Genomic DNA, 26,811 nt, shown 5'->3' on the forward strand with positions numbered 1-26,811 from the left:
AGCTTTTTCACCGTCTCAGTATCCTATTTATTCCATTATTTCACCGTTAAGATGACTCGTTGATAATGCTTTAACTCATGAGCTCCATCATCCTGTACTTCTACGATTATATGAAGTGTATCTCCAGATTTCGCATCATCTGGAACAGTGAAGCTAACAGTATCACTGTCCTTGCCTGTTAATTCAATCGTATCTGTTGTTTCTCCTTCTGCCAGTTCACGTTGAAGGCCAAGCTGAAGACCATCAACAACTTCAGGGACTGTATCTTTTTTGGCTACCTTTGACTCTTCGTACGTATCTGCTTCAAAATATCTCCACCATTTAAAGGACAGCTTGTCACCATCAGGATCACTAGCATTCGCATGCAACGTTACCTTTTCTCCCTTTTCAACAGTTAAATCAAGTCCTTCTGTGACTTCAACCGTTGGGTTATGGTTTGCATCATCATAGCTTTCTGCCGTCAGCCAATCTGCACGTGCTGCAAAGTCGCTTTGAATATCATCGAACCAGCGTGTTAAGGAGTACTCTGCTTCGTATCTGTTTGCGTAGACATTAAAGTCTGTAACAGTGTTTTTATATACCTTGCTGCTTACAGCGTCAAAGCGGCCGCCCCAGCCTCCATATGTCGGATCCTCTAAGCTTCTCAGTCCGTTGTCAATTAAGTAGAAGAAGGATGGAGAATCACCTTCAGAGATAAAATCATATTTATTATATTGAGGGTTTTTCTTCAAGTATTCTTCTGTTCCGCGCTGCTCCTCAAAAAGCTCTCCTTCAATCATCTTACCGTCACCCATTAATGCATACATATCCATTAACGGTCCATGGCCGACAATATTCTCTTTATGCCAATCACCTGTCAGCTTTGTGTTCAGCTCTTCTGAATGTAATTGCCAAGCATAAGCAAAATGCCAGAAATTAGAAGTATCATTAATGATGCGGATATCTGGCCAGTTTTTTGCAATATACTTGCTGTAACTGTCATCCTGATCCAAAATAATATAAAGCACAAGCTTATCACTTACTTTTGATTTTACCTTTTCCCAATCATCTGACTTGCCGTACTCCTCTTCAATCGATTTCAGTGCACGGGCAGTTGTGTTTGTTCCTCCCCATGTCTGCACATATAAATCACTGTCGTCATCATTAAGAAACAGCTCCTTTAAAAACTGGGAACCATCTGTTTCTTCTTCCATTTCCCCTACATTTGAAATATTGCCAATCTTTGTGATGCTGCGGAGATAATCCGGTTTTGGGTAGCCGTCTGCATGCTTCTCAAGATTTGGATAGGCATCCTCATAGGCATCTATCATATTAGTCAGCCACTCTGTACCCGTCCATCTAAATGGCTCAATTCCTTTGTCTTTATCGCCTGCATAATGGTAAACAGAGCTTGTTAACACGATTCCTTCTAAATTCATCTCATTTGCATAAAGTAAGTAGCGAAGAACAGAGTTCATATCATCCACTTCTCCATCTGTAGTAATAACCGTTCTTGCCTTTTGCTTTTCTGCTGTTTTCGTATCTGTATCTGTTTTCGGTTCACTTGTTGCAGGACCGCTCTCCTCCTTACCGTTTGTGCATCCAGCAGCAAAAAGAGCACAAACTAACAGTAATAGCGTGATTAATCCTTTTCTTTTCATGTCCTTATATCCCCTCTCTCTGTAGTAGGCATGATTCATTTTGTTAATAAAAAACAAAAAACCTAAACAAGCACATGAAAATCCATGCATTTGTTTAGGTTATGCCCGTTAGGTAACATTCCTGTTTCGCATATGTAATGAAGCGATTACAAGATAATGCTATCAGTTTATTAGAACGCTTTCATCAAACTATTCTCCTATTTTCTCCAATTTACGAGGAGCTTGTATGGGTCAAGCTCCTCCTTTTCATCGGGAACGTACATCTCTCGATCATGATAAGGCAGCTGAATAGAATCCCATTTTTTATTTGTTTCTGGTTCACCAGGCAAGCATTTTACGTAAAGATCATACCCCTCCCAGTCGCTAGATGATACAACAGTCCTGCCTTCTCCATAAGTAAGTGCCATATCTACCGCATTTTTCAGCTTGACTAATGCCTCCCTATTGCCAACAATTAAACTGTCATCATGCCAGTACCTTTGCCCATATAGATGCAAAAATGGACCTATTATCGTTCCTTCGTTATATTCCGCCAGTGCCTTTTCAAACTTAGGAATAAGCGCTTCATGAGAAAGATCTGTTGCCATTACATCCAGGTCAGGACTGCTTAATCCAAATACCTCTTCCATGTCCTGCAAAAATTGTGTTGCCTCAACAAAAAGTACAACTGCATCTTTAAAGAAGTAAGTACGAATTATCGTATTCTCTTTTTTGTAAGTGGCAAAGGACAAGCTCGGCGATATTTCAATCAAATCAACTCGCTTTATATGCTGCTTTTTTCTTTTTGCTAAATTGCTTGTTAATGTTGTGCTTGTATCAATTCCGACAAATAACGTATTGACATCCATGATAATCCCCTCCTTTTCATGGCTTCATTTGCTGATATTTGCCGTATAATTCCACCCACTTATCCGTCGGAAAATCGATTACTTCCCCGTCCAGTAAAGAAGTTAACACATCTAAAGATACATGCCAACCAGCTAAATCTTTAGGCGTATGATCTGTCCAGTGAGGGATAGATTCCAATAATACAAGGCTGCAGCCTGCACTAGTTGGAGATATCTCGAATCGGACACTTCCCTCCCCCCATTCGTATTCAAGGAGATCGCCTTCCTTGAAATCCAAGATTTGCATTTCAATAGAAGTATCTGTTCCATCCCTCATATAAAAGCGGATGCAGCCCCCTATACGAAGGTCTTCTGCCTCAAGATTATGAAACCATGCTGCTAATTTTTCGTTTTCTGTCAATGCAGACCATACTTGTTCCACTTTATAACAAAAGTTACGTTCAAATATTGCTGTATAGCCTTCTTCGCTTTTTTTTATGTCTGCGAGCATCTTTTCTTTCTCCTTTCATCCTAATGTCCACTGTTTCTTTATTATAAACTGACAAATATATTTTGAATATTATCCATGGAAACAATTAGTATATTTTATCCTTTTTTACACATAATAATCTCGTGCAAGAAGGCGCAATCGGACAAGAAAGAGAGAGTACTTCCCAGATGATGAAGGAAAATATATCGTTAAATCAACTGCTTGCTTTAATCATTGGCTTTAATTTGGGAAGTTCTGTTGTGCTTGGAATTGGTCTTCTAGGAAAACAAGCAGCATGGATAGTAGTCCTCTTCTCTTCCTTTATTGGCTTAGTAATTGTGTTAGCCTATTATTTTATGTCCACATTTTCTCCAGATAAGAATTTATATGAGCTAATGGAAACCTGTATCGGCAGACCACTCGCTGTTGTAGGCAGTCTTATTTATGTCCTATATTTTTTTTATATGGCATGCAGGGTCATCCGAGATTTTATTGAGCTGACCTCAACTGTCATATTGCCAATCACGCCGATCGAGGTTCTAACATTAGCATTGGTATTAATCATCGGTTATATATTATATTTAGGTGTTGAAGTACTTGGGAGAACAACGGAAATTTTCACTCCATATTCGGTTGTTTTTATCATCTTATTGGCCATTTTTCTTTATGCGAGTAAAAACTTCTCTCTTGATAAAGTTACGCCAATATTGCCGGATGGTGTGAAACCGTTAATAAAGATTATTTTTCCGTACGAGCTTGTACGTCCATACGGACAAATTATCGCATTCACTTGTATATTTCCATTAGTAGGAAACTTTAAAAAAGGCAATAAAGTTTTAATTTTTGCGATTGCTCTATCCTCTTTTTTTTTAACGGTCGCAACATTGTTTGTCAGCCTTTCACTAGGAAGCAATATTGCATCAAGAGCAGTCTTTCCCTTATTAAGTGCGACTCGTTTAATCTCAATTGGTGAATTTATTGAACGTATCGATGCATTTACTGTTTTCATTATTATGCTGGGTATCCTCGTAAAAAGTTCTGTCTTTATTTTTGCAGGATTAAAGGGTTTAGAATATATATGTCATATCCCCTATAGATTCTTCATCATGCCTGTTGTGTGCATTATTTCTCTGTTCACCGTGTTTATCGGCAGAGGAATAACGGACCATGTACAGGAAGGTTTTAAAGTAGTGCCATTCCTTTTAAACCTGCCATTGCAATTCCTTGTTCCAGTTATCCTGTTGGTCATTTTATTAGGGAAAAAGGCAACAGGTAAACTAAAAAACTAACAAAACAAAAACAGTGCCTTCCAAGAAGACACTGTTTTTTTCTATTATAGTTCTGCACCATTTGTTGCAATGACATTTTTATACCAATCAAAGGATTTTTTCTTTTTCCTTTCTAATGTACCATTGCCATAATCATCTTGGTCTACATATATAAAGCCGTAACGCTTAGACATCTCAGAAGTTCCTGCACTGATTAGGTCGATACAGCCCCAGCTCGTGTAGCCCATTACTTCGACACCATCTTTGATTGCCTCGCCCATTTGTTCAATGTGAGCACTCATGTAATCAATGCGGTAGTCATCCTGAATAGAACCATCTTCCTCGACTTTATCATAAGCACCTAATCCATTTTCAACGATGAACAAAGGAACCTGGTAACGGTCATACATTTTCTTTAATGTAATACGCAAGCCCTTCGGATCAATTTGCCAGCCCCAATCAGATGCTTCTAAATAAGGGTTAGGAATTCCACTGAAGAAGTTGCCTTTTTCTTTCATTTTATCTGGTGAGCCACTTGACACCATTGTCATGTAATAGCTGAATGACAGGAAGTCAACTGGATGCTGAAGCAAAATTTCTTCGTCTCCTGGCAGCATGTCAATTTTGATGTCGTTTTCTTCGAAATAACGGTTCATATAGCTAGGGTAATATCCGCGTACTTGAACATCTGTGAAGAACAGGTTCTTCTGATCTTCCTCCAATGCCGCAAGCACATCATCTGGACTGCAAGTTTCTGCATATGTTTCCATACGAGCAAGCATACAGCCAATCAAAGCACCAGGGATGATTTCGTGACAAGCTTTAACCGCTCTTGCACTTGCAACAAACTGATGATGAAGTGCTTGGTATACAGCCTGTTCGCGATTTTCAACGCGGTCTACAAGAATCCCGCTACCGATATATGGTGAAATCGTGGAAACGTTAATTTCATTAAATGTCAGCCAATATTTCACTTTGTCTTTATATCTGTTGAAGACGGTTTCAGCATAATGGACAAAATATTCAACTAAGCGACGGTCTGTCCACCCGTTATATTTTTGTACTAAATGAAGCGGCAGCTCGTAATGAGATAATGTTACGAGTGGCTCAATTCCGTGTTTTTGCAGCTCATCAAACACTCTGTCATAAAATGCCAAGCCTTCTTCATTCGGTACTGTTTCATCACCATTTGGGAAAATACGCGGCCATGAAATCGACATCCGGAATGTTTTAAAGCCCATTTCAGCAAACAAAGCGATATCCTCTTTATAACGATGATAGAAATCAATTCCGCGGCGTTTTGGGAAATTGTCACTGCCATTACCAGCAAGCAGCGCTTCTAATTCTGCTTCACTTCTAACATCCATCTCAATTTCGTGACCTCTTTCTTCCTTCGGTACGAATGCTACCATATCAAAAATGGATAATCCTTTTCCGCCTTCATTATAAGCACCCTCTAGCTGATTGGCAGCAGTTGCGCCGCCCCATAAAAACCCTTCAGGAAAATGACTCTTTTTCATATCAATGCCTCCTAATATGTTTATAAATCTATCATACTAGCATTTTTTAAATAAAACTGGTCTGATTAAGACTAGCTTTCCAATTAGACATTTTCGAAATGATCCGCTTTAAAAAGGGAAGCTTTATTAGAGACATAATATAAGGCACTTATTCATAATCAGTTGCTGTCAAGTGCTTAAACTGGTCTGGTTGAGACCAGTTAATAGCGATAAAACAGCACATCAAACAGCCTCAATAGTGTATAGCTGCTGACACTTGAGTTCTCTATTTTGCCACATTGGATAATTTCATCAAAAACGGCTAATTTGCCAAGCTCACCAGAGAAAGTAATCAGCAGTTTTTGACCTTTTGCTGCTTTAAATTTTTCTATGAACGGAAAATACGAAGATAAAATATTACCTTGAATCGATATTGTAATAATTAAATCATCCTCATCCAGTTCTGTTAAGGCATCCATCTGCTTAAAAAAGTTAGTGCCGCATTCACTTAATTTCCCTAATAGAAGCAGCTTTTTCTGCAGCTCCATTGCTTGAACTTGGTATTTCTCAAATCCTAAAATAATAATTCTGTTTGACTTTTTAATACGCTGAACGATGCGATCAATTTGTTCAGTCGGAATTTGATCAATAATGGCCAAGTTTTCATTTAATTGCATAAACAGCTCATTTGTATGTAGTGGTGTATTATTCGCTTCATGTAATGATGCACCAACTGGAATGTTGACACTGTTGCGCATACTTGAAAAATTGCGAAAACCGATTCTTTTGCAAAAACGGTTAATCGTTGATGGCGCCACATGGCAAGCCTCTGCCGCACTTTCTAGTGAAAAGCTTTCCAATTCATGAATATGTTCTAAAAGACCTTTTGCGACATGATAATTAATATCTTTGTTCAAGGAATTATTAATATATGCCAACAGCGTATAAATCAGCTGCTCCATTTTTACCACCTCGAATGCAATTCTACCATAATTTCCGCAGTTGCTGAAACTTTTGCACGAAGCAATTGCCGTTAATAATTGTAGGGGTGTTTAGTTGCTGTTTATGAAAGCCCCGCGATTTTTTCTTTAAAAAAAGAAATGAATAAATTTACTTCCTCTGTTTTTACCTTTGATAATAAATAAGTTGACGAAGCTGGTGGCAAAACTTTATCTGGTCTCACTTCCATCAGCTTTTTCTCATTTAGTTCTTCCATAACAGTAGTATAAGGAAGATATGATACGCCAAGTCCTTGTTCAATAAAGCGTTTTGTTATTTCCATTTGATTAACCTTCATTGTCCTGATAAACGGATAGCTTCCTTTAACAGTCCGCTGTAATTCCTCCCAGTACTCTGGATGATTATGAGTAATGAGCCTGAATGTCGTTAATACATGCTGTTCACTTAATTTTAAAGTCTCATGATATGGTGCGACGAGTATCACTCTGTCCTTATGGAGCGCTTCAACCTGAACAGTGGATTGTATAGGCTTTAGTCTGGATATTCCAATATCTGCCCTCGACATACTTATTTCTTCCCCAATTTCATAAGAGCTGACAATATGCACAAGCACCTCGATATCTGGATATTCATCCATAAACTTTCGCAAAATCATTGGCAGGATACTCGAGGCAATTTGTGGTGCTGCTGCAATGACAAGCTTCCTCACATATCCTTGCTTCCATGCCTCAAAACCCTCTAAGCCTTGTTCGTATTGATGAAAAATCTCTTTTGCAACTGGAAGAAAATGATGCCCTGCTTGTGTAAGTACGATTTTTTTGCCAACTCTATCAAACAACTCTATATTCACGGTTTCTTCTAATCTCTTAATATGCTTCGTAATCGCAGGCTGTGTCAAAAAAAGCTCTTCTGAAGCAATTCGGAAATTTTCATGCTCTGCTGCCACAATAAATGTTTTTAGCCACTTAATATCCATCATACCTGCTCTCTAATAACCAACTGTTATTAATTTCTTCATTTTTTGTTAATTTTCAGGTTTAATCCTTTTTATTATAATCTACTTACAGGAAATCACCTATTAGAAAAGGAGGAACTACAATGAAGACATTTAAGCAGGATCCATGGAATGCAAGCTTATATGATGGAAAACATTCATTCGTATCAAATTTTGGAGAAGGTCTTGTCAGTCTTCTATCCCCTAGTCCAGGAGAAAAAATTTTAGATCTTGGCTGTGGAACAGGGGACCTTGCAAACAGTTTGGCAAAATACGATTGTGAGGTGATTGGTATTGATAATTCACCAAATATGATTGCACTAGCACAAAAAAAATACCCACATATTCCGTTCTTTGTAGAGGATGCCACTGCCTTACCATATGAATCGCGATTTACTGCTGTCTTTTCTAATGCGGCACTTCATTGGATAAAATCGCCAAAGCAAGCCTTAGCTAGCATTTATAGCAGTTTGCAGCAAGGAGGACGTTTTGTCGCTGAATTTGGCGGCAAAGGAAATGTACAAATAATTACAGATGCTATTATAGAGGAATTTGCAGAACAAGGAATCAGCTTTAACTGGGCAAATTTCCCCTGGTATTTTCCGAGCATCGCAGAGTATACCCAACTTATGGAGGAAGCAGGATTCCGTGTCGTCTTCGCTCAACATTATGACAGACCCACTTCATTAGATGGGGAAAATGGGTTAAACAATTGGATAGAAATGTTTGGGGATTCCTTCTTTAAAGGAGTTTCAGAATCAAAAAAAGAAATGCTCATCCGAAATGTTGCCGATAAATTACATGCAGATGTATTTAAAGATGGATCATGGCTTATTGACTATAAACGACTTCGCGTTATTGGCATTAAGGAATGAGCAAAAGAGGCTGGGACAAAACAAAAGATAAGCTTTCTAAACACGAATAATAGAATTACAACTCAATTTGAAAAATGAAGGTTGGGTCTAAATAGAATGTTGAGTTAAAGTTAGTTCGTTTCATTGCGCTGCACTAAAATTTCTAATTTTTTGTATTTAAACTAAAAACAAAAAACCGGACTATTTAATCAATAGTTGATTAAGTAGTTCGGTCTTTACGCTGGTTCACATACTTTTGTCCCAGCCTCTTTTTTGTTCACAGGCCGTTCCTAAGCAGTTCATCAAGCCTGCGGAATTGAGATTCTGTTCCTTGAACAAAGCCCATTTCCACTACTTGCTGTATTGCAGCCTCTGAAGCAAAAGCACTTATAAATTGTAATATTGTTTGCTGTCCGTCTGCCTTGAATAAAGCAGTTATGTGTATTTCTGGCATTCCTGCTTGAGGATTTCCTAATTCATCTGCAAATGAATCTGTATAAACGATTACTTCTGGCACAGTCATTTTCTTGTAAACAGCAAAGCCCCAAGATTCCTGGCCGAAAAACTCCCCTTGATTTTTATCCATACAACGCATGCAATAATGCCAAACACCATCTGGCTTAAATTCAAAGCGAGCATTTGTTGTTTGCCAGCCTTCTGGTCCCCACCATGCTTCTAATAGCTTGGATTCAGAAAACGCCTTAAAAACCGTTTCCTGAGCAGCATCAAATCTTCTTTCAACCACTAGCTTATTGCCTTCTGTGTAATATACTAACTTATCAAAATGCTGTTTCTCAGACATGCTATCACTCCAACTAGTTTTTGTATGCTTTAGCGGTTATCCATTAGTCTAAACAAAAAAGAATATTTACTGCTACATTCTAGCATTCCCCACAGAAATCCTCCTTCATTCACATGATAAATTAGGGAATAGCCTATATACAGCTCCTATGAAGCTCATATGGAGGCACTGATGAGGATTCTACCCTGTTTCCCACATCCTTTAATGTCGCTGTAAACGGCAGCCGCATCCTTTATCCCTTCTTGAAGCGATATTCAAGGATTTCCACAAGCCGACCCTTTCCCTTGACCTTTTTTTCTTTCCCTTACCAAACCCCCGTTTTTTTCTTTGTTATAAAAGGATTACAGCAGCATTTATTCCTTTCTTCTTTTGACAGAACATGCTTATGTCTTAAAAATATGCGTTTGCACTGATTAATTAGCGGATGCAGCTTGGTCGTGTTTTTATATACTGTACTATACGCAAGGGGGTGAGGGAGTTGGCAGGAAAATTCAATATAAAAGATCAATTTGATTTTAAGTTTAATGTAAATGGGAAAGAGGTTTCAAATGAAGAAAGAGCTGCCTATGTAGATCAATTTATGAGCAAGATGACAAATGAAATGGGCGGCTTAGCCAAAAAGCTTACTAGCAAAGTCTCCGATACTGTTGCGACTAAAAGTGTGGATGCGATAAAGGAAAAAGCAGTAAATACACTTAATATCAATTCACTAAAGGATTTGCTGAACGAGGATAACCTCGGTAAGCTGAAAGAAAAGCTACCTGTCATTGATGCTTCTAATGAGGATGGAAATCTTAAAGTAAATGTAAATGGCAAATCACTTTTCTCATTAGACCTTTCCAATTTTATAAAGAAATAAACGAAAGAAATTTTGCTTGAAAGGAGGTGAAATCATATGTTGTCTGGATGCACATCTGATTCTCACAAAAAGAGCCGTTCTGGCTCTGGTAACGGTACAGAACTTCGTGCATTTACAAACGCTACTCAAGGAAACGGTAACCTAGCTAACCAATTTTCTGCTGCTGGTGCTGCTGGAGGAGCTGCTGTAGGTGTAAACTTGTTGAACTTCTTTATTGGTGGAATTCTTGTAAATGCTAACAGTGCTGGTGATGCTACTGCTGTTTCTTTCAACGAGAATAACCCTGAACAAGTGAACGAAGCTTAATTTTAACTATCAATAAATAATGTTATGGGCAGCATTTCTAAAATTGATTCGTCAATTATGGGAATGACTGCCCATCTTAATTTATATATATTACATATACGAGAGGAGTGGGAACATGACAGAAAAGAATATCGGTTTAACAAAGGAAAAGCTGAAGGAATTAGGTGTGCCTGATGAGCTTGTTGACAAAATACTTGAATCAGGCGCTCCCTCTGTCAATACACATGCTGAAGGCGGCAATGGGGGCAGTGCAGTGAGTTTAACGTATGTAGACAATTATTCTAGTCTTGTGCTCGTATATACCTTCCTTCTTCATACAATCCAGAGCAGTAGCAACCGTGATCGAGAAACAAAGCAGCTTAATAAATCCCTGCTTACAACCTTAGAGACTGCCATGAAGGATCAGCAGGAATACAGAAAAGCCTTTCTTCAAGCTATTAACGTTCTTAATAACAAGTAATTTGCACAAAAAATTGGCCAACATCGTTGATGATGTTGGCCTTTTTATATGTAAATCAATGAAGCTTATTATTCTGTTTCTTATCTGGCGTTTTATCTTCATTAAATGAATCAGCAACATTGTTTGCAATTGTTTTTGTGACCATTTGCAGCATGTCATTGACGATTTTTTGCGACTCTTTGAAATCGGCCACGATCGGTAGTTCATCAATTTCCGCTTGAAGCGCGTCAATCTTCGCTTCCGTATCCTTCAGCGCGGTAATTTTCCCATAATGCTGCAGGTTTACTGCTTGCTTTTGCAGCTTTTTAATCTGAGCAATACGGTCATTCACCTTGCTGTTTTGGTTGATTTGTTTTTCTGCTCGAATATAGAAATCAACCTCTTCTGTCTGTTGAATCATTTGAGCAAGCTCTTCTGTCCGCTTTAATATTTCTTCTTTTGTATATTTAACCATTAATTTACCTCAACAGCTTCGATGACTTCCATCATTTCACCGTTTAATGACCAAGTTTTTGCATCTGTAATTTTAACTTTAACAAGCTTACCGATTGCTGATTTAGGTCCTACAAAATTGACAAGCTTGTTTTTGCGCGTATAGCCTGCAAGTACATGGGAGTGCTTTTTGCTTTCGCCTTCTACAAGCACTTCGACAACTTGGTCTTTATAGCTTGTCATTGATTCAGCAGATTTTGCATTCACCAATGCATTTAAGCGCTGTAAACGTTCCTTTTTGACTTCTAACGGTACATTATCCTTCATTTTCGCTGCAGGTGTTCCTTCACGCGGTGAGTAAATGAACGTATAGGCTGCTTCAAAACCAACTTCCTCATATAAAGAAAGTGTTTCTTGGAACTGCTCTTCTGTTTCATTCGGATAACCAACAATAATATCTGTTGTCAAAGTCAAGTTCGGGATTGCTGCTTTCATTTTGCGGACTAGCTCTAAGTATTGCTCTCTTGTATATTTCCTTGCCATAATTTTCAGCACATCAGTTGATCCAGATTGGACCGGTAAATGAATATGCTCGACCATATTTCCGCCTTGAGCCAATACTTCAATCAGATGGTCATCAAAATCACGGGGATGGCTTGTCGTAAAGCGAACTCGCGGAATATCAATTTTGCTGATTTCATTCATTAAGTCACCTAAACGATAGTTAATGTCTGTAAAGTCTTTTCCGTACGCATTAACGTTTTGGCCAAGCAGGGTGATCTCCTTATAACCTTGTGCTGCTAACTGGCGAACCTCCTGGATGATATCCTCAGGACGTCTGCTTCTTTCCTTGCCTCGTGTAAATGGCACGATACAGTACGTACAGAATTTATCACAGCCATACATGATATTAACCCATGCTTTGATTTTTCCGTTTCGCACCTTCGGAAGGTTTTCAATGACATCCCCTTCCTTCGACCAAACTTCCAATACCATTTCCTTCGACATATATGCTTCGTGAAGAATGTTTGGCAAGCGATGGATATTATGTGTTCCGAAAATAATGTCAACTTGCGTATATGTTTTTAATATTTTGTTAACAACAGATTCTTCTTGGGACATACATCCACATACACCAAGCAGAAGATCCGGTCTTTCTGTTTTCAAAGACTTCAGATGACCTAACTCACCGAACACTTTATTCTCTGCGTTTTCTCGAATCGCACAAGTATTCAATAGAATAACATTCGCATCATCAACCGTATTTGTCGGCTCATAGCCTAAGCTCATGAATATACCTGCCATAACTTCCGTATCATGCTCGTTCATCTGGCAGCCGAATGTGCGGATATAAAACTTGCGTCCCTCTCCCATACCGCGGAATTCTTCAGGAATCGCAAAGTCATTCTCATAACGAATTTCTTCTTTCCCTCTGCGCTTTGCATCCCTTAAGGATGGTGGTGTATAGACTGTTTCAAAATATTTGCTGTAATCCTTTTCGGATTTTTTGTCCGTTGAATTAGCAGTTGTTACTTTTTGAGTTTCTAAACGCTGTTTTTCGTTCATTTAACATACTCCTCTCTTATCGATGAGATGCTATCATCCATAAGCTTTTGTTAAAAAATTTCCAAATTGCGCATTCATATGCTAGTTTTGACAAGTTTACATTATATTAGTATAAGCCTTTCAAGCTATGAACACAACCGGAAGGTGTTAAGAGTATGTCACAAACCGAAAACGCTGCTTACTTGCGAGGATAACGTTTTTTCATATTTTGAAACAAAAATTTCTCTGCTTGACTGCTAGTGTAATATTTTAGCAGCTCGTTAATTAGATTGTCATAGCCATAAATGGAATCTAATCCTAAAACAAATGACTCTATTCCATCAAAATCAGAACCGAAGCCAATATGATCCTCTCCGCCTAATGAGCATATATAGTCCACATGCCTAATAACATCCGTAATTGTCACAGAGCCTTTTCCACTTAAAAACTGCGGCACAAATGTAATACCTATCACACTATCCAGTTCAATTAATGCCTTTAGTTGGTCATCACGCAAGTTTCGTGGATGTGGACAAAGAGTAAATACATTTGAATGAGATGCATATGGATAGGCAGCTGTTTCGATTGTATCCCAAAAGCCTCTTTCAGAAAGATGGGATACATCGCACCAAACATGCTGTCTATTAAGCTCCTTCACTACTTCCTTGCCAAAGACAGTCAGTCCAGCTCCCCTCGGCTCCATTGCACCATCTGCAACTGCATTAGCATGATTCCAAGTAAGCCCTACAGATGTTACCCCAAGGCGGAGCAGGTTTTTGAGCTTAACGATATCCTGCCCAATCGCCTCACAGCCTTCTAATGTTAACAAAACACCAATTTCCTCTCTGCTAAGTGACTCTATGTCCTGTTGGCTTTGAATTAATCTTAAATGTGGATAAGGTTTTAAAATATGCTCATAAAATATTTCCACCATCCTAATTGCTGCATCAAATCGCATATCTGGATGAACAGACTCCGGAATATAAATGGCAAAGCATTGAACTTTTGCTCCACTGCTACGAAGACCGTTGTACGTGACCTGTAGCTTCTGACTATCTTGAAAGCGAATTTTACTGTCTAGAAACATTTTATATAACACATCACAATGTCCATCAAAAAAATGCAGTGCCCTCATCTCCCCATTTTTAAATGTACTTTATTATATACTTCCATTATTATTACATGCTTATTTTCAAAAAAAAGAACCTGTATGGCTTAGCATACAGGTTCATCCTCTTTATTACCTGCATTAACATGCTAAGAAGATAATAAAGGGATAGTTTTTTTTCATATTGTGTTTTTATTGCCCTATTTATCTAGGCTCCACAATGAGCTTGATCGCTGTTCGTTCCTCACCGTCGATAACAATATCAGTGAAGGCCGGGATACAAATTAAATCCACTCCGCTAGGTGCTACAAACCCTCTTGCGATAGCAACTGCTTTAACAGCTTGATTCAATGCACCTGCTCCAATAGCTTGGATTTCCGCTCCGCCTCTTTCTCGCAGAACCCCAGCAAGCGCACCAGCTACAGAATTGGGACTAGACTTTGCTGAAACCTTTAATATCTCCATTTCTAGCTCCTCCTTGTTTAACCCCCCCGCATGTTCAGCAGTAAATTTAGAACACATCAGGATATATATCATTCCATTGCTACTATATTCTGCTTTTAAATCACTTATTCCAGCTTGGACAAAAATTTAGGAAAAATAATCCTAGAAGAGCCTAATCTTTTTGATAAAAACAAAAAACCCGAAACTTAAAAAGTCTCGGGCATATGTTTTACGAGAAAAACGGATGATCATCATTAATAAGTATCCGGTTGATCTTTTTAGCTTTACCTGTTTTTTTGTCTACCTCAATTAGACATGCACTCAATGTCGCTCTGCCTGTTTTCGGCGGTTCAAACCTTGTCGGCAGATTTGTCAGAAATCTGTTAATGACAGCAGATCTCTCCATCCCTAATATGCCGTCATATGGGCCTGTCATACCGACATCTGCCATAAATGCCGTCCCTTGAGGAAGTATGCGATTATCAGCTGTTTGAACATGTGTATGTGTGCCAATTACGGCAGTAACCCTACCATCTAAATACCAGCCCATTGCCTGCTTTTCACTTGTTGCCTCTCCATGGAAATCAACAAAGATAATATCAGTGCGTTTTTTCGCTTCCGCAATCAGTTCATCTGCTTTTACAAATGGATCGTCACTTGGATTCATAAAGGTTCTTCCTTGCAAATTAATGACAGCTACTTCCACATCGTTGATTTTAACAAAAACCATTCCTTTTCCAGGATTGTTCTCAGAAAAATTCGCAGGTCTTACCAAGTACTTTGCATTATCAATAAATTCAAATATCTCCCGATTATCCCAAGTATGGTTCCCTAAAGTCACGGCTTGGGCTCCCACTTCTAAAAACCCACGGTAAATTTTTTCTGTGATTCCCTTACCGCCAGCAGCATTTTCACCATTAATAATCGTCAATTGGGGGCGATATTTGTCTTTCAGCTTCGGCACATACTCTTTAATCATGTCCCTGCCCATTGATCCTACTACATCGCCTATAAATAAAATATGCATGAATTAAATCCTTTCTATAAAGTCTCCTGCATTAATAACAGTGACTTCTCTGTTAAACTGTCTTCTCTTTAGTTTAACATACATTTTTTGAATTTCTCTTATACAGCTTATTTGAAATCTTTCCAAATAAAAACGGTGCACATGGCACCGTTTTTTATTTTGCGTATTCAACAGCTCTTGTTTCGCGTATAACTGTAACCTTAATATGTCCTGGATAATCCAATTCTTCTTCAATCTTCTTGCGGATATCACGAGCTAATCGATGTGATTCCAAATCGTCGATCAAGTCTGGCTTAACCATAATTCGTATTTCACGGCCAGCTTGAATAGCAAATGACTTCTCAACACCATCATAAGATTCAGAGATTTCTTCTAATTTTTCAAGACGGCGAATATAATTTTCTAATGTCTCTCTGCGTGCACCTGGTCTTGCAGCTGAAAGTGCATCAGCAGCAGCAACAAGTACAGCAATGATAGAAGTTGGCTCTGTATCACCGTGATGGGAAGCGATACTATTAATGACCACTGGATGTTCTTTATACTTTGTAGCAAGCTCTACCCCAATTTCAACATGGCTTCCTTCGACCTCATGGTCAATGGCTTTACCGATGTCATGAAGTAATCCTGCTCTTCTTGCAAGCGTCTCATCTTCGCCAAGCTCTGCGGCAAGTATTCCTGAAAGCTGTGCAACCTCAATACTGTGCTTCAGTACATTTTGGCCATAGCTTGTTCGGAATTTCAATCGGCCGAGAATTTTGATCAAGTCAGGATGAAGTGCATGTACACCGACTTCAAATGTCGTTTGTTCCCCAATTTCACGGATATGCTCATCTACTTCCCGTCTTGCCTTATCAACCATTTCCTCAATACGAGCCGGGTGGATACGTCCATCCTGTACAAGCTTGTCAAGGGCAAGTCTTGCTGTTTCTCTTCTAATTGGGTCAAAACCGGAAAGAATAACAGCTTCTGGAGTGTCATCAATGATCAAATCAATTCCAGTAAGTGTCTCAAGCGTACGAATGTTGCGCCCTTCTCTACCGATAATTCGGCCCTTCATCTCATCATTAGGCAAATTAACCACGGAAACTGTTGTTTCTGCAACATGGTCGGCAGCACATCTTTGGATTGCAAGCGACAGAACCTCTTTAGCCTTCTTGTCAGCTTCCTCTTTTGCTCTTGTATCGCTTTCTTTAATCATAACAGCGATATCATGAGCGATATCTTGCTCAGTTTTGTCTAAAATGATGGATTTTGCCTCTTCACGAGTTAAACCGGAAATGCGCTCAAGTTCAGCTTTCTGCTTGAGGACCATTTCATCCACTTTGCTCTCCATCTCTTCCATATGCTGTTGTCTTTTATTAAGAGAATCGTCCCTCTTTTCTAAAATTGTTTCCCGTTTATCAAGCGCCTCTCCCTTACGGTCAAGGTTTTCTTCTTTTTGCAATAAACGATTTTCTTGTTTTTGTAGTTCATTTCTTCGATCACGAACTTCTAGTTCTGCTTCACTACGAAGCTTGTGAATCTCATCCTTTGCTTCTAACAAAGCTTCTTTTTTCAATGCGTCTGCTTCACGTTTTGCTGTTTCAACTAATTGTTCAGCAGTTAATGTCGCATTAGCAATTTTTGCATTAGCATTGGACTTACGAATAAAATATACAACAAAGCCAACAACGGCAATTACGATTAGGCCAAGCAAAATGGAGATGATTGTATTGGTTTCCATCATTTTCACCTCCTCTTGCTATTAAATTGTGTTGTTACGATTTTAAAAGTATTGGCTTATAATTCTTTTTAAAACGAAAGTGCTGCCCTAGCCGCAAATAGTTTCTAGGTTTTTCATACTCATAAAAATGTAAAATATACAATATAATTGTATAGTTGTGCCAATTCATTGTCAAGAGCTTGAATTAGGAGGATAGACACTAAATTAAAGGGATTTAGCTTGTTTGGTTATGTATACTCTGGCATTCTTTGGTAAAATATACAGCATTGTCTATTATTTTGACGACAGCAGTAGTGATATTACAATAATATTGATATTTATCCACTATGACGGGCACCTTTTACTAGTAGTATAGACAGGAAAAAACCGACCTAAACAGTTTAGCGCTACTATTCCTGTATAGAAAAAGGATAGCGGTGATACTACCGCTATCCTTTCAGGACATTAATCTATCAATTCAAGAGATTCTTGATCTTCTTCTTCCTGACCTGGTTTCAAGACAACTTCTTTATCTAGACCGTAGTGATCACGGATTTTCTTTTGAATTTCAAGAAGGATATCTTTGTTTTCTTTAAGGAATAACTTAGCATTTTCACGGCCTTGACCTAAACGCTCATCATTATAGGAGTACCATGATCCACTCTTTTGAACAATATCCAACTCAGAGCCTAAATCAATTGTTTCTCCTTCTTTAGAAATTCCTTCTCCGTACATAATATCCACTTCTGCTACTCTGAACGGCGGAGCTACTTTATTTTTTACAACTTTAATTTTTGTTTTGTTACCAACCATGTCCGTACCTTGCTTAAGTGTTTCAGCACGGCGAACTTCCAAGCGGACAGTGGAATAGAACTTCAACGCACGGCCACCAGGAGTCGTTTCTGGATTTCCGAACATAACTCCAACTTTTTCACGAATCTGGTTTATGAAAACAGCAATAGTTTTAGATTTGTTGATTGCACCAGAAAGCTTACGTAATGCTTGAGACATTAGGCGGGCCTGCAAACCAACATGGGAGTCACCCATTTCCCCTTCAATTTCAGCTTTTGGCACAAGTGCTGCAACAGAGTCAATAACTAGGATATCAACTGCGCCACTTCGAACCAATGCTTCAGCTATTTCAAGCGCTTGTTCCCCTGTATCCGGCTGAGAAAGAAGCAATTCATCAATATTAACACCTAGCTTTTGTGCATAAACAGGATCCAGCGCATGCTCAGCATCGATAAATGCAGCTTGTCCTCCTTTTGCTTGCACTTCTGCGATTGCATGAAGGGCAACAGTAGTTTTACCAGAACTTTCAGGACCGTAGATTTCAATAATACGGCCTCTTGGATATCCGCCAACCCCAAGCGCTGCATCCAGTGCTAATGAACCACTAGGAATAGTGGATACAACTCGGTCTGCCTGTTCTCCGAGTTTCATGATGCTACCTTTACCAAATTGTTTTTCTATCTGTTTTAATGCCATTTCTAAAGCAGCTTGACGATCGCTCAAAAAATTCTCCTCCTTAATATATAAAAATGAATCATTCTCCATTCGGTAGATTCATTTGGTGTTCAAGAATATATATTAAATATACTCCTTTTCTTCGAGTTTGTACAGTAAAAAGTAGAACATTCATTCGTTTTTTTACAGCCCATAAAGATGCATAAGGAGACTAAAAGAAATCGCTTATAGCTTCTGTAATTCTTTTAGCAGGAAGAATTGACCGTATTTTGCCGACCTGCTTCTGTTTGCGGACCGCCCGCCCCCTAGAAGAAGCTTTTCACAAGTTGTCGGCTGGCCTTTTATGGAAATACCAATATAAACAGTACCTACAGGATGACCTTCTAATTCATCTGGCCCTGCTACACCTGTGAAGCTAATGCCGATATCTGTGTCAATCAGCTTAGCAACATTTTCCGCAAGCTCAATGGCACACTGTTCGCTCACAACACCATCATTGGCTATGGTCTCCTCTTTAACAGAAAGGACATTTTGTTTTACTTCATTTGTATAACAAACAACTCCGCCGCTAAACACATTTCCTGCTCCAGGGATGTTCGTCATCTCCTGCTGGAACAGTCCGCCTGTCAGGCTTTCTGCTGCAGAAATTGTAAGGCCGTGTTTTCCAAGCTCCTTAGAAAGCTCTTTGGCAAGCGTTGTGTCGTCGTATCCATAGAAGAACTCGCCGACGCGTTCAAAGATTGCCTTTTCCGCCTCATCTATGAGTCGTTCTGCTTCCTCCTGTGAATCATGCTTGCACGTAATGCGAAGTGTAACCTCCCCTTCTCCTGCAAGCGGTGCGATTGTTGGATTTGATTGCTTTTCAATCAAGTCGAGGATTTCTGTTTCCAAAAGCGATTCTCCAATTCCGAAGAAGCGTAGCACTCTGGAAACAATCAGCTCTTTCGTTGTCAGCTTCTCTTGAAGCGCGACATATCCATATGCGTCAAACATCGGCTGCATTTCCTTAGGTGGTCCTGGCAGAAGCATATAAAAACGGCTGCCTTTTTCCAAAAACATTCCTGGTGCCATGCCGTGATCGTTAGCAAGGATACGCGATCCTTCCAAAACAAGCGCCTGTTTTTTATTGTTTTCTGTCATTTGTCGCTTAGAGCGGACAAAATACTGCTCAATAGAGTGAAGGGCAGCTTCATCAAAAACAAGCTCTTTTCCAAGATGGCCTGCTATAGTTTCCTTTGTCAAATCATCCTTTGTAGGACCAAGCCCACCTGTAAATACAAGAAGATTAGAGCGAGATTCAGCAACCTCAATGGCTTCCTTTAAACGGGCTGGGTTATCTCCAACCGCTGTATGAAAATATACGTTAATTCCTAATTGAGCCAATTGCTTTGAAATGTATTGTGCATTCGTGTTAGCTATCTGCCCTAGTAATAATTCGGAGCCAACCGCTATGATTTCTGCATTCATCCGTCTATTTCCCCTTTCTTTCCCTCGTTATCTATATAACCTTATTCCCTTACTACATGAAACTAAAAGTTTTTTCCAATTAAAATTACTTAGAATTAGCAAAAACATGTTTATTTTTGTTGAAATAATCCCACCCAGACCAAATCGTAAAGATTAAAGCAACCCACAGAGCAATATCACCAAATGGAAGTCCAACTAATTGGAAAATCATATTATGTAAAAGCAACGCGGAAATCGCGACGATTTGTGCCCATGTCTTTATTTTTCCGAGCATATTCGCAGCAACCACTTCTCCGCCGCCTGCAAGGATAGCACGAAGCCCTGTCACAGCAAATTCTCTGCTTATGATGACAATAGTGATCCATGCTGAAGCCATATCATAGTTAACAAGCACAACAAGCGCTGCAGATACTAGCAGTTTATCTGCAAGCGGATCAAGAAACTTCCCTAAATCTGTGACAAGATTATATTTTCTCGCAAAGTATCCGTCGACCCAGTCTGTTGTCGATGCTAATATGAACAGCAGCGCTCCAACAAAATGAGAAACAGGCAATGTCACGCCAAGTAAAGTCATTTCGCCCCATGAAAAATCAGCGAGCATAATGACAAGAAATACCGGTATTAACAGTATTCTCGAAACAGTTATTTTGTTTGGTAAATTCATCTTACTTCCTCCGTTTTATGTACAAAAATATCGATTTCTCAAATATTGGCTTGAAGTCTTTTTAATTCTCTTAATAAAAGAACGGAAAAGAAATTAGCCAAAATAGTATGAAAACATTAGTATTATACCCAAAAATAGTAGAAAAAGCGAAAAATAGCCATCAGAAAACGATGACTCTCCTACACTTTTCTATTAAAGCAAAAGCAAGAAAGAGCTGATTACACAGCCCTTTATGCTTAACTTTTACTCTTTTTCTTCTTTCACATACTTTATTGTAATATCCTGTCGTACAGAATCTGACGGGGAAACAGCAAAATCAATTTTCTCGTCATTAACATAAACATCTGTTTGGCTGCTGTTGCCAATAACTAGTACTGCTTCTGTTTCCTTTGAGTAATCAACTGTCTTCGAATCTTCCCCAGCTTTATCTAAAATGCCCTGATAGAAGGAATATCCTTTGCCGTTTTGCATGTTTACCCATGTTTGCCCTGTTGAAACAAGCTTAACACTGAACTTGTCCGCATTTTTCAACTCATAAACCGTAGAGCTTCCACTTGTTTCCGCAACCTTTATTTCCTGCTTTGGCGTTTCTTTTTCCTTCTCTTCTTCCTCGGCAGCTTGCTCTTTATCAGCATCTGTGTCTGCTACCTTTTGGTCCGTTGCATTTTCATCCGTTTTCTTTACTTTTTCAGCGTCCTTTAATGTCGCTGACTCTTCATACTTAGCTCCAGTTTGATCGTTTGTTGTGTCTGCAGCAGAATCATCACTTCCACGATTTTGGATTAAGTACCAAGCAAGTGCAATAACACCGACAACAAGTAATGTGATCAGAACTTTAGGCAATATATCCATTACCTTCGATCCGCCTTCTGACATGGTTTGTCTTGATGTTACTCTTGACAGCTTTTCTGGAATTTCCTCATTGCCGCTTGACGGAATTTCACTTTTATACTCCTCAAACAAATCCTCCGGAGGCAAATCCACCGCTTCGGCATATTGTTTGATGAATGCTCTAGCATAAAACTTCCCTGGCATCATACTAAAATTGCCCTCTTCAATCCCTACCAAGTAACGGGTTTGAATTTTTGTCATTTCTTGAAGCTCCTCAAGACTTAAGCCTTTGGCGAGCCTCGCTTCTTTTAATCTGTTTCCTAATTCACTCACAAATAACACCTTCCAACTTGCTAAAAATCAAATCCTTGAAACTCATTTTCTAATAGTAGTGCATTCTTTTTTCTGACATCGAGTATAATTTCTTCATTCGGCTCATGTCGAAGCTCAATAATATAATCAAAATCATCAAGCGTATATTCTGTATTATGTACAAACACATCTGGATGCTCGACCACTTTAACTGCAGGAAGTCTCATCACTTCCCTAATAAGCTGCCAATGCTTCTCATTAATCTGCTTGCTTGAAACAACTCCATCTATAATAAAAAGATTGTTTTCACTATACTCATCTTGTATTAACGTACTCCTGACAGTCTGCTTCAGTAACGTAGAGCTGATTGGCAGCCATCGCTTGTTGGAGCTGACGCTCGCTGCGACAATGGACTCTGTTTTACCAACCCTTGGCATCCCTCTTATACCTATTAGCCGATGCCCTTCTAACTTAAACAATTCTGCCATAAAATCGACCAATAGCCCCAGTTCGGTTCGAACAAACCGAAAAGTCTTCTTGTCATCTGCATCCCTTTGTATGTATCTGCCATGGCGAACGGCCATCTTGTCCCGAAGTGTCGGTACACGAAGCTTAAACACCTTAATCGTATCCATCGTATACAGGATGGATTCCAGCCTTTTCACCTGTTCATCATCTGTTGTAGTCATAAGCAAGCCGCGTCTGCCATCATCCACTCCATTAATCGTAATGATATTAATGGAAAGCATACCTAATAACGATGCGATTTCCCCTAAAAGTCCAGGTCGATTTTTTTGAATTTCATACTCTAGATACCATTCCTTCTCGCTCAAAAAATCCTCCCCAAATCATGTTCTGTTCGTTTTTTTAACTCTATATAATAATAAAGGAAAGTCCATAAAGATGAAAGAAAAAACCAAGCACTTTCCGATAAAATTAAAAACCATTGTCCTTATGTATAAATTCTTTATTATATTTAACAAAAATTGTCATTATCATGGAAAAAGAGGCAGCTCATCAACAAGGTGAGCATAAAAATAAAAAAAGGAATAGCTGAAAATGCCTTCTTGCTTTTTACGTTCTCCCTATTTGATAAGCCGCCCCTAAAAGCTAATTAACGGTCAGATCCGTTGTTTTGAACAAGCTTGACCATAATGTTCGCAATTGCATGCTGCTCTTCTTCAGATGCAACAGACCAAAGATCAGCAAGGATTCTTTCCTGATCATTTTTTGGTTCTACTTGATTGGACAAGTAATCACCAATTTGGAATGCAAGATCGCCAATAACGCCTTTATTCATTCCATCATTTTGAGCATGATGAAGGCGGTCACCTAAAAAGTCTTTCCATTGATCCCAGTTTTGCAATATAGACATAGTGGTACTCCTTTCCATTCTATAAGTTGTATTACATAGTTATTTTGGATTGTTCGTCTCCATAATATGCATCAACTTACAGGAAAAAAAATTCATTTACATATGCCAGCCGCCATTAAGGGATAAAACTTGTCCAGTCATATAGGAAGAACTGTCTGAAAGGAGAAACAACACACTTTCTGCTACTTCCGCTGCACTTCCTAGCCTCCCCATCGGAATTTCCTCTGTCATCCATTCCTTTTCTTCTGCAGTAAACATACTAAGCATTTTTGTGTCAATTGCTCCTGGTGCAACTGCATTGACGCGGATACCGTTTCTTGCCATCTCCTTGCTTAATGCTTTAATAAAGGCTATTTGGGCACCTTTTACTGTAGAATAAGCAACCTCCATTGAAGCACCAACCTGTCCCCATATGGAGGATACGGCAATAATACTGCCAGCTTGCTTTTGCGTCAGTTTGGGCAGCAGTTCCCTTGTTATCGATATAAGCGAGGCAACATGGAGGTTCCAAAGCTGATCAAGTGTCTCATCCTGTAAATCTGCTAGCATTCCATACACACTGACACCACTCGCATACACAATTCCATCAAGTGCAAAAATAGAGCTTGTTACATGTCTATAGGCATCACGTTTGCTTAAATCAGCCTTGATTGGAATATATTCCTGTCCATATTGTGATAGGTCGTTTAATAATGTGCGGAGACTCTCCTCATTTTTGTGATAATGCAAGTATAAAGAATAGCCTTTACTTGCCAAAAGCTTTGCGACACTTGCACCGATTTCTCCAGTTGCACCTGTTATTAAAATATGTTTCCCCATTGTTTTCCTCCGAAATTCGATTATGTACAGCAAAAAAGGAAGTGGGCGAACCCAATTCCTTTACAACTTTACAATCGGTTATGCCTTTGGCACAACCTGACATACAGTCATTCTGTTCTCGTCAATAAAACGCTGTGCAGCAGCTTGTATGTCTTCTACTGTAATTTGCTCCATTGTTCCAACAACATCAAATAAATTCATGCCATTAAAGGAATACCTTGTAAACTGGTTTGCAATATACTCAGGCGAGTTTACTGCTCTTAAAAAAGCACCAATTCGTTTCTTTTTTGTTCTTTCCAGTGTATCCTCTTGGATGTTCGTTGATTTTGCTTCAAGTAAAATCTTTTGAATACGATCTGCAAGCTCATCAGGCTTGCCTGTATCTCCGCCTATCATGGCAAAGCCGAAGCCCTTTTCCTGTGTGTAATCATAGGAGAACGTATCATCGATTAAACCTTCTGAAAACAAATCCTGGTAATTTTCCGAGCTATTTGAGAAAAGCATATCAAGCAATGTATTAATACTAAGCTCATTTTTAAGCATTTCAGCACCTTGCTGCTCTACATCCAGTGCTTTAATGCCAACAAGACATTTTGATGTTTGCACATTCATTTTAAGCACTTGCTTTTTCTTATCAACCGCTTCTGGCTCTTCCTCGAACCTTCTTTTAATTTCAGACTTTTTCGTGTAGTCCTTTTTCTGTTGGTTCATTCTAATATTCTTCATATATTCTTCTGGATCAACAGGACCTACAACGAATAAGAGCATATTGCTTGGGTGATAAAACGTGTCATAGCACTCATATAGCAAATCCTTCGTGATAGGGGTAATAGACTCAATCGTTCCAGCAATATCAATTTTAACTGGATGGTTGGCATACATATTTTCAATTAAACCGAAATATAAGCGCCAGTCTGGATTATCATCATACATCGTAATCTCTTGACCAATAATGCCCTTTTCCTTTTCCACTGTTTTTTCAGAGAAATAAGGATCCTGCACAAAATCAATTAACGTCTCTAAATTATTTTCGACATTTTGCGTACTTGAAAACAAATAAGCCGTTCTTGTAAATGAAGTGAATGCATTAGCCGACGCACCATTTTTGCTGAATTCCTGAAAAACATCGCGATCCTTTTTCTCAAATAGCTTATGCTCTAAGAAGTGTGCGATGCCATCAGGAACCTTTTTATATTCGGTGCCATTTAAAGGAACAAACATATTATCTACAGAACCATAATTTGTTGTAAACGTACAAAAGGTTTTATTAAAGCCTTTTTTCGGAAGAATATATACTTTTAATCCGTTGTCTAGCTCCTCAAAATATAGCTCTTCCTGCAGCTGCTCAAAAGAGATTTTTTCCATTAGTTATTCCCCTCCGATCCTGATAGGAAATAGATTGTATCTAATTCGATTTTTTTGGCCACATTTTGTATTTCTTCTTTTGTTACCTTGCTAATTGATTGAAGCCAATGGGACATATCTACGTCTACTCCACTAACAGCATTATGATAGAAAACCTCAATCATGCCTCTTGATGTATCGAGAGTTTCCAGCATTTGATTATGGGTAACTGCCTTTGTTTGCATGATTTCATCCTCTGTAAAATCACCTTGCTTCATAAGCTCAAGCTGCTCCTTAATAATGGAAACTGCCTTTTCATAATTTTGCTGGTCAATACCGGACAATACCATTAATAAACCTTTATGGCTTTCAATACGGCTCGCCGCATAATAAGCAAGACTTTCTTTTTCCCTAACATTCAAAAACAGCTTCGAATGAGAAAAACCGCCATAAATCCCATTGAAAACCTGCAAAGCAAAATAATCCTCATCCCCGTATAATACATTTGTTCTGTATCCAATATGAAGCTTACCTTGTTTAACATCTTGGACTTCCTTTACTTCCTTTTCCTTTACTTGGTTATGTACCGCTCTTTCTCCTGCGGTAACTGTTCGTTGTTCAAACGGCAGCTTTTCATTAATGTAGGAAGCAATTTCATCTTCCTCTATATCTCCAACAATAAAAATGTCAATCTGATCCTCCTTGCGAGCTGTTTCGTAATATTCATACAGCTTTGCTGAGGTAATTGTGTCGACTTTCTCCGCCTCGCCGTTTACTCCTAAAGCATAAGGCTCTCCTTTGAACATTTCTTCAATAAGGCGAAAATTTGCATATCTCATTTTATCATCATATATCGATTGAATTCTTTGCTTTAATGCCCTTTTCTCATCATCCACAGGTTTTTGTGCAAATGATTTACCATCAGCATTTGGATGAAAAAGAATTTCCGCTAAAAAGTCGACCCCTTTTTTCAGGAGTGGTTCTGGATCACTTAAAAATTTTTCATTAGCAATTTCCAAGGAGAAAGAAATGACTTGATAATCCCCTTTTTTCGATAAATCAATAAAAAATGTCGCTCCATATAATTCCTCTAAATACGAACGAAGTGCTGCCGTAGTTGGGTACTTGTTTGAACTGTTTTGAAGAACATACGGCAAAAGTGCCCTTAATGTAGCTGTTTCCTCTATGATAGGTGCCTTCCACTTTACTACTATAGTATTCGTTTTAAATTTATCTGTCTTGACAGTATGCAGATTATATCCGTCATACTTCGTGACTTTTTCTTCCGCAACACTCATTGGCTACCTCCTAGGTT

27 protein-coding genes are annotated in these 26,811 nt (G+C 38.8%); 5 read left to right on the top strand and 22 right to left on the bottom strand.

Translation table 11 applies throughout. The features are described from left to right. Positions 1–35: 35 nt before the first annotated feature. From EM808_RS00600 to EM808_RS00610, 3 genes are all read right to left on the bottom strand, one after another. Entirely contained in the window at positions 36–1,640 is a 1,605-nt protein-coding gene (locus EM808_RS00600) for a DUF1593 domain-containing protein (protein WP_127734415.1), read from the bottom strand. Positions 1,641–1,837: 197 nt separating this feature from the next. Further along, positions 1,838–2,488, bottom strand: a complete 651-nt coding sequence (locus tag EM808_RS00605) for a hypothetical protein (RefSeq protein ID WP_127734417.1) — start codon at positions 2,486–2,488, stop codon at positions 1,838–1,840. 16 nt (positions 2,489–2,504) lie between these two features. Further along, on the bottom strand, positions 2,505–2,978 hold the full coding sequence (locus EM808_RS00610) for an SRPBCC family protein (RefSeq protein ID WP_127734419.1): 474 nt from the start codon (positions 2,976–2,978) through the stop codon (positions 2,505–2,507). A gap of 167 nt (positions 2,979–3,145) precedes the next feature. On the opposite strand from EM808_RS00610, the gene EM808_RS00615 reads away from it, so the two are divergent. Then, positions 3,146–4,246 (top strand): GerAB/ArcD/ProY family transporter, encoded by a 1,101-nt coding sequence (locus tag EM808_RS00615; RefSeq protein ID WP_127734421.1) that lies wholly within the window; start codon positions 3,146–3,148, stop codon positions 4,244–4,246. Positions 4,247–4,290: 44 nt separating this feature from the next. Here EM808_RS00615 and EM808_RS00620 read toward each other — a convergent pair whose 3' ends face one another. From EM808_RS00620 to EM808_RS00630, 3 genes are all read right to left on the bottom strand, one after another. Then, positions 4,291–5,745 carry a glycoside hydrolase family 1 protein gene (locus tag EM808_RS00620; protein WP_127734423.1) on the bottom strand — a complete coding sequence of 485 codons (1,455 nt, stop codon included), beginning with the start codon at positions 5,743–5,745 and terminating at the stop codon, positions 4,291–4,293. 200 nt (positions 5,746–5,945) lie between these two features. Next, the gene (locus tag EM808_RS00625) at positions 5,946–6,686 is read right to left on the bottom strand and encodes a MurR/RpiR family transcriptional regulator (protein WP_127734425.1); all 741 of its coding nucleotides are present in this window, start codon (positions 6,684–6,686) and stop codon (positions 5,946–5,948) included. 101 nt (positions 6,687–6,787) lie between these two features. Then, the gene (locus EM808_RS00630; protein WP_235856542.1) at positions 6,788–7,663 is read right to left on the bottom strand and encodes a LysR family transcriptional regulator; all 876 of its coding nucleotides are present in this window, start codon (positions 7,661–7,663) and stop codon (positions 6,788–6,790) included. A gap of 119 nt (positions 7,664–7,782) precedes the next feature. Here EM808_RS00630 and EM808_RS00635 point away from each other — a divergent pair, with 119 nt between their 5' ends. Then, positions 7,783–8,553: a class I SAM-dependent methyltransferase gene (locus tag EM808_RS00635; RefSeq protein WP_127734427.1), complete on the top strand. Its 771-nt coding sequence runs from the start codon at positions 7,783–7,785 to the stop codon at positions 8,551–8,553. Between the two features lie 256 nt (positions 8,554–8,809). On the opposite strand, the gene EM808_RS00640 is transcribed toward EM808_RS00635, so the two are convergent. Next, positions 8,810–9,334 (bottom strand): SRPBCC family protein, encoded by a 525-nt coding sequence (locus EM808_RS00640; protein ID WP_127734429.1) that lies wholly within the window; start codon positions 9,332–9,334, stop codon positions 8,810–8,812. A gap of 478 nt (positions 9,335–9,812) precedes the next feature. On the opposite strand from EM808_RS00640, the gene EM808_RS00645 reads away from it, so the two are divergent. From EM808_RS00645 to EM808_RS00655, 3 genes are all read left to right on the top strand, one after another. Further along, complete coding sequence (locus tag EM808_RS00645) at positions 9,813–10,193, top strand: hypothetical protein (RefSeq protein ID WP_127734431.1); 381 nt, start codon at positions 9,813–9,815, stop codon at positions 10,191–10,193. 36 nt (positions 10,194–10,229) lie between these two features. Next, positions 10,230–10,499 carry a hypothetical protein gene (locus EM808_RS00650; protein WP_127734433.1) on the top strand — a complete coding sequence of 90 codons (270 nt, stop codon included), beginning with the start codon at positions 10,230–10,232 and terminating at the stop codon, positions 10,497–10,499. A gap of 115 nt (positions 10,500–10,614) precedes the next feature. Further along, the gene (locus EM808_RS00655; RefSeq protein ID WP_127734435.1) at positions 10,615–10,959 is read left to right on the top strand and encodes a hypothetical protein; all 345 of its coding nucleotides are present in this window, start codon (positions 10,615–10,617) and stop codon (positions 10,957–10,959) included. A 55-nt stretch (positions 10,960–11,014) separates the two neighbouring features. On the opposite strand, the gene EM808_RS00660 is transcribed toward EM808_RS00655, so the two are convergent. The 15 genes from EM808_RS00660 to yfmF form a co-directional block, all read right to left on the bottom strand. Continuing rightward, complete coding sequence (locus EM808_RS00660) at positions 11,015–11,413, bottom strand: YlbF/YmcA family competence regulator (RefSeq protein WP_127734437.1); 399 nt, start codon at positions 11,411–11,413, stop codon at positions 11,015–11,017. Continuing rightward, positions 11,413–12,957 carry a tRNA (N6-isopentenyl adenosine(37)-C2)-methylthiotransferase MiaB gene (gene miaB, locus EM808_RS00665; protein ID WP_127734439.1) on the bottom strand — a complete coding sequence of 515 codons (1,545 nt, stop codon included), beginning with the start codon at positions 12,955–12,957 and terminating at the stop codon, positions 11,413–11,415. Before miaB ends, EM808_RS00660 begins: the two co-directional genes overlap by 1 nt. Before the next feature lie 178 nt (positions 12,958–13,135). Further along, complete coding sequence (locus tag EM808_RS00670; RefSeq protein ID WP_127736619.1) at positions 13,136–14,062, bottom strand: dipeptidase; 927 nt, start codon at positions 14,060–14,062, stop codon at positions 13,136–13,138. Positions 14,063–14,248: 186 nt separating this feature from the next. Continuing rightward, the gene (gene spoVS, locus EM808_RS00675) at positions 14,249–14,509 is read right to left on the bottom strand and encodes a stage V sporulation protein SpoVS (RefSeq protein WP_016201204.1); all 261 of its coding nucleotides are present in this window, start codon (positions 14,507–14,509) and stop codon (positions 14,249–14,251) included. Positions 14,510–14,717: 208 nt separating this feature from the next. Then, positions 14,718–15,515, bottom strand: coding sequence for a TIGR00282 family metallophosphoesterase (locus EM808_RS00680; protein ID WP_127734441.1), 798 nt, complete (start codon positions 15,513–15,515; stop codon positions 14,718–14,720). A gap of 154 nt (positions 15,516–15,669) precedes the next feature. After that, entirely contained in the window at positions 15,670–17,238 is a 1,569-nt protein-coding gene (rny, locus tag EM808_RS00685) for a ribonuclease Y (protein ID WP_127736622.1), read from the bottom strand. 444 nt (positions 17,239–17,682) lie between these two features. Continuing rightward, positions 17,683–18,732 (bottom strand): recombinase RecA, encoded by a 1,050-nt coding sequence (recA, locus tag EM808_RS00690; protein WP_127734443.1) that lies wholly within the window; start codon positions 18,730–18,732, stop codon positions 17,683–17,685. A 177-nt stretch (positions 18,733–18,909) separates the two neighbouring features. Then, positions 18,910–20,151, bottom strand: coding sequence for a competence/damage-inducible protein A (locus tag EM808_RS00695; protein WP_127734445.1), 1,242 nt, complete (start codon positions 20,149–20,151; stop codon positions 18,910–18,912). An 85-nt stretch (positions 20,152–20,236) separates the two neighbouring features. Beyond that, positions 20,237–20,815: a CDP-diacylglycerol--glycerol-3-phosphate 3-phosphatidyltransferase gene (gene pgsA, locus EM808_RS00700; protein ID WP_127734447.1), complete on the bottom strand. Its 579-nt coding sequence runs from the start codon at positions 20,813–20,815 to the stop codon at positions 20,237–20,239. A 243-nt stretch (positions 20,816–21,058) separates the two neighbouring features. Further along, the gene (locus EM808_RS00705; RefSeq protein WP_127734449.1) at positions 21,059–21,979 is read right to left on the bottom strand and encodes a RodZ domain-containing protein; all 921 of its coding nucleotides are present in this window, start codon (positions 21,977–21,979) and stop codon (positions 21,059–21,061) included. A 20-nt stretch (positions 21,980–21,999) separates the two neighbouring features. Beyond that, positions 22,000–22,791, bottom strand: coding sequence for a YmfK family protein (locus EM808_RS00710; RefSeq protein WP_127734451.1), 792 nt, complete (start codon positions 22,789–22,791; stop codon positions 22,000–22,002). 281 nt (positions 22,792–23,072) lie between these two features. Next, the gene (locus EM808_RS00715) at positions 23,073–23,333 is read right to left on the bottom strand and encodes a DUF3243 domain-containing protein (RefSeq protein WP_127734453.1); all 261 of its coding nucleotides are present in this window, start codon (positions 23,331–23,333) and stop codon (positions 23,073–23,075) included. A 96-nt stretch (positions 23,334–23,429) separates the two neighbouring features. Then, positions 23,430–24,152, bottom strand: coding sequence for an elongation factor P 5-aminopentanone reductase (gene ymfI, locus EM808_RS00720; RefSeq protein WP_127734455.1), 723 nt, complete (start codon positions 24,150–24,152; stop codon positions 23,430–23,432). A 78-nt stretch (positions 24,153–24,230) separates the two neighbouring features. Beyond that, positions 24,231–25,517: an EF-P 5-aminopentanol modification-associated protein YfmH gene (yfmH, locus tag EM808_RS00725; protein WP_127734457.1), complete on the bottom strand. Its 1,287-nt coding sequence runs from the start codon at positions 25,515–25,517 to the stop codon at positions 24,231–24,233. Further along, complete coding sequence (gene yfmF / locus EM808_RS00730; protein ID WP_127734459.1) at positions 25,517–26,794, bottom strand: EF-P 5-aminopentanol modification-associated protein YfmF; 1,278 nt, start codon at positions 26,792–26,794, stop codon at positions 25,517–25,519. Before yfmF ends, yfmH begins: the two co-directional genes overlap by 1 nt. Between the last annotated feature and the right edge of the window lie 17 nt (positions 26,795–26,811).

Source organism: Niallia taxi (genome assembly GCF_004005475.1).
GTDB lineage: Bacteria > Bacillota > Bacilli > Bacillales > Cytobacillaceae > Niallia > Niallia taxi.

Bases quoted from the DNA above. Each gene is read 5' to 3' on its own strand.
- EM808_RS00600 (WP_127734415.1), bottom strand. From the start codon at position 1,640: ATGAAAAGAAAAGGATTAATCACGCTATTACTGTTAGTTTGTGCTCTT.
- EM808_RS00605 (WP_127734417.1), bottom strand. From the start codon at position 2,488: ATGGATGTCAATACGTTATTTGTCGGAATTGATACAAGCACAACATTA.
- EM808_RS00610 (WP_127734419.1), bottom strand. From the start codon at position 2,978: ATGCTCGCAGACATAAAAAAAAGCGAAGAAGGCTATACAGCAATATTT.
- EM808_RS00615 (WP_127734421.1), top strand. From the start codon at position 3,146: ATGATGAAGGAAAATATATCGTTAAATCAACTGCTTGCTTTAATCATT.
- EM808_RS00620 (WP_127734423.1), bottom strand. From the start codon at position 5,745: ATGAAAAAGAGTCATTTTCCTGAAGGGTTTTTATGGGGCGGCGCAACT.
- EM808_RS00625 (WP_127734425.1), bottom strand. From the start codon at position 6,686: ATGGAGCAGCTGATTTATACGCTGTTGGCATATATTAATAATTCCTTG.
- EM808_RS00630 (WP_235856542.1), bottom strand. From the start codon at position 7,663: ATGATGGATATTAAGTGGCTAAAAACATTTATTGTGGCAGCAGAGCAT.
- EM808_RS00635 (WP_127734427.1), top strand. From the start codon at position 7,783: ATGAAGACATTTAAGCAGGATCCATGGAATGCAAGCTTATATGATGGA.
- EM808_RS00640 (WP_127734429.1), bottom strand. From the start codon at position 9,334: ATGTCTGAGAAACAGCATTTTGATAAGTTAGTATATTACACAGAAGGC.
- EM808_RS00650 (WP_127734433.1), top strand. From the start codon at position 10,230: ATGTTGTCTGGATGCACATCTGATTCTCACAAAAAGAGCCGTTCTGGC.
- EM808_RS00655 (WP_127734435.1), top strand. From the start codon at position 10,615: ATGACAGAAAAGAATATCGGTTTAACAAAGGAAAAGCTGAAGGAATTA.
- EM808_RS00660 (WP_127734437.1), bottom strand. From the start codon at position 11,413: ATGGTTAAATATACAAAAGAAGAAATATTAAAGCGGACAGAAGAGCTT.
- miaB (WP_127734439.1), bottom strand. From the start codon at position 12,957: ATGAACGAAAAACAGCGTTTAGAAACTCAAAAAGTAACAACTGCTAAT.
- spoVS (WP_016201204.1), bottom strand. From the start codon at position 14,509: ATGGAGATATTAAAGGTTTCAGCAAAGTCTAGTCCCAATTCTGTAGCT.
- EM808_RS00680 (WP_127734441.1), bottom strand. From the start codon at position 15,515: ATGCATATTTTATTTATAGGCGATGTAGTAGGATCAATGGGCAGGGAC.
- rny (WP_127736622.1), bottom strand. From the start codon at position 17,238: ATGGAAACCAATACAATCATCTCCATTTTGCTTGGCCTAATCGTAATT.
- EM808_RS00695 (WP_127734445.1), bottom strand. From the start codon at position 20,151: ATGAATGCAGAAATCATAGCGGTTGGCTCCGAATTATTACTAGGGCAG.
- pgsA (WP_127734447.1), bottom strand. From the start codon at position 20,815: ATGAATTTACCAAACAAAATAACTGTTTCGAGAATACTGTTAATACCG.
- EM808_RS00715 (WP_127734453.1), bottom strand. From the start codon at position 23,333: ATGTCTATATTGCAAAACTGGGATCAATGGAAAGACTTTTTAGGTGAC.
- ymfI (WP_127734455.1), bottom strand. From the start codon at position 24,152: ATGGGGAAACATATTTTAATAACAGGTGCAACTGGAGAAATCGGTGCA.
- yfmH (WP_127734457.1), bottom strand. From the start codon at position 25,517: ATGGAAAAAATCTCTTTTGAGCAGCTGCAGGAAGAGCTATATTTTGAG.
- yfmF (WP_127734459.1), bottom strand. From the start codon at position 26,794: ATGAGTGTTGCGGAAGAAAAAGTCACGAAGTATGACGGATATAATCTG.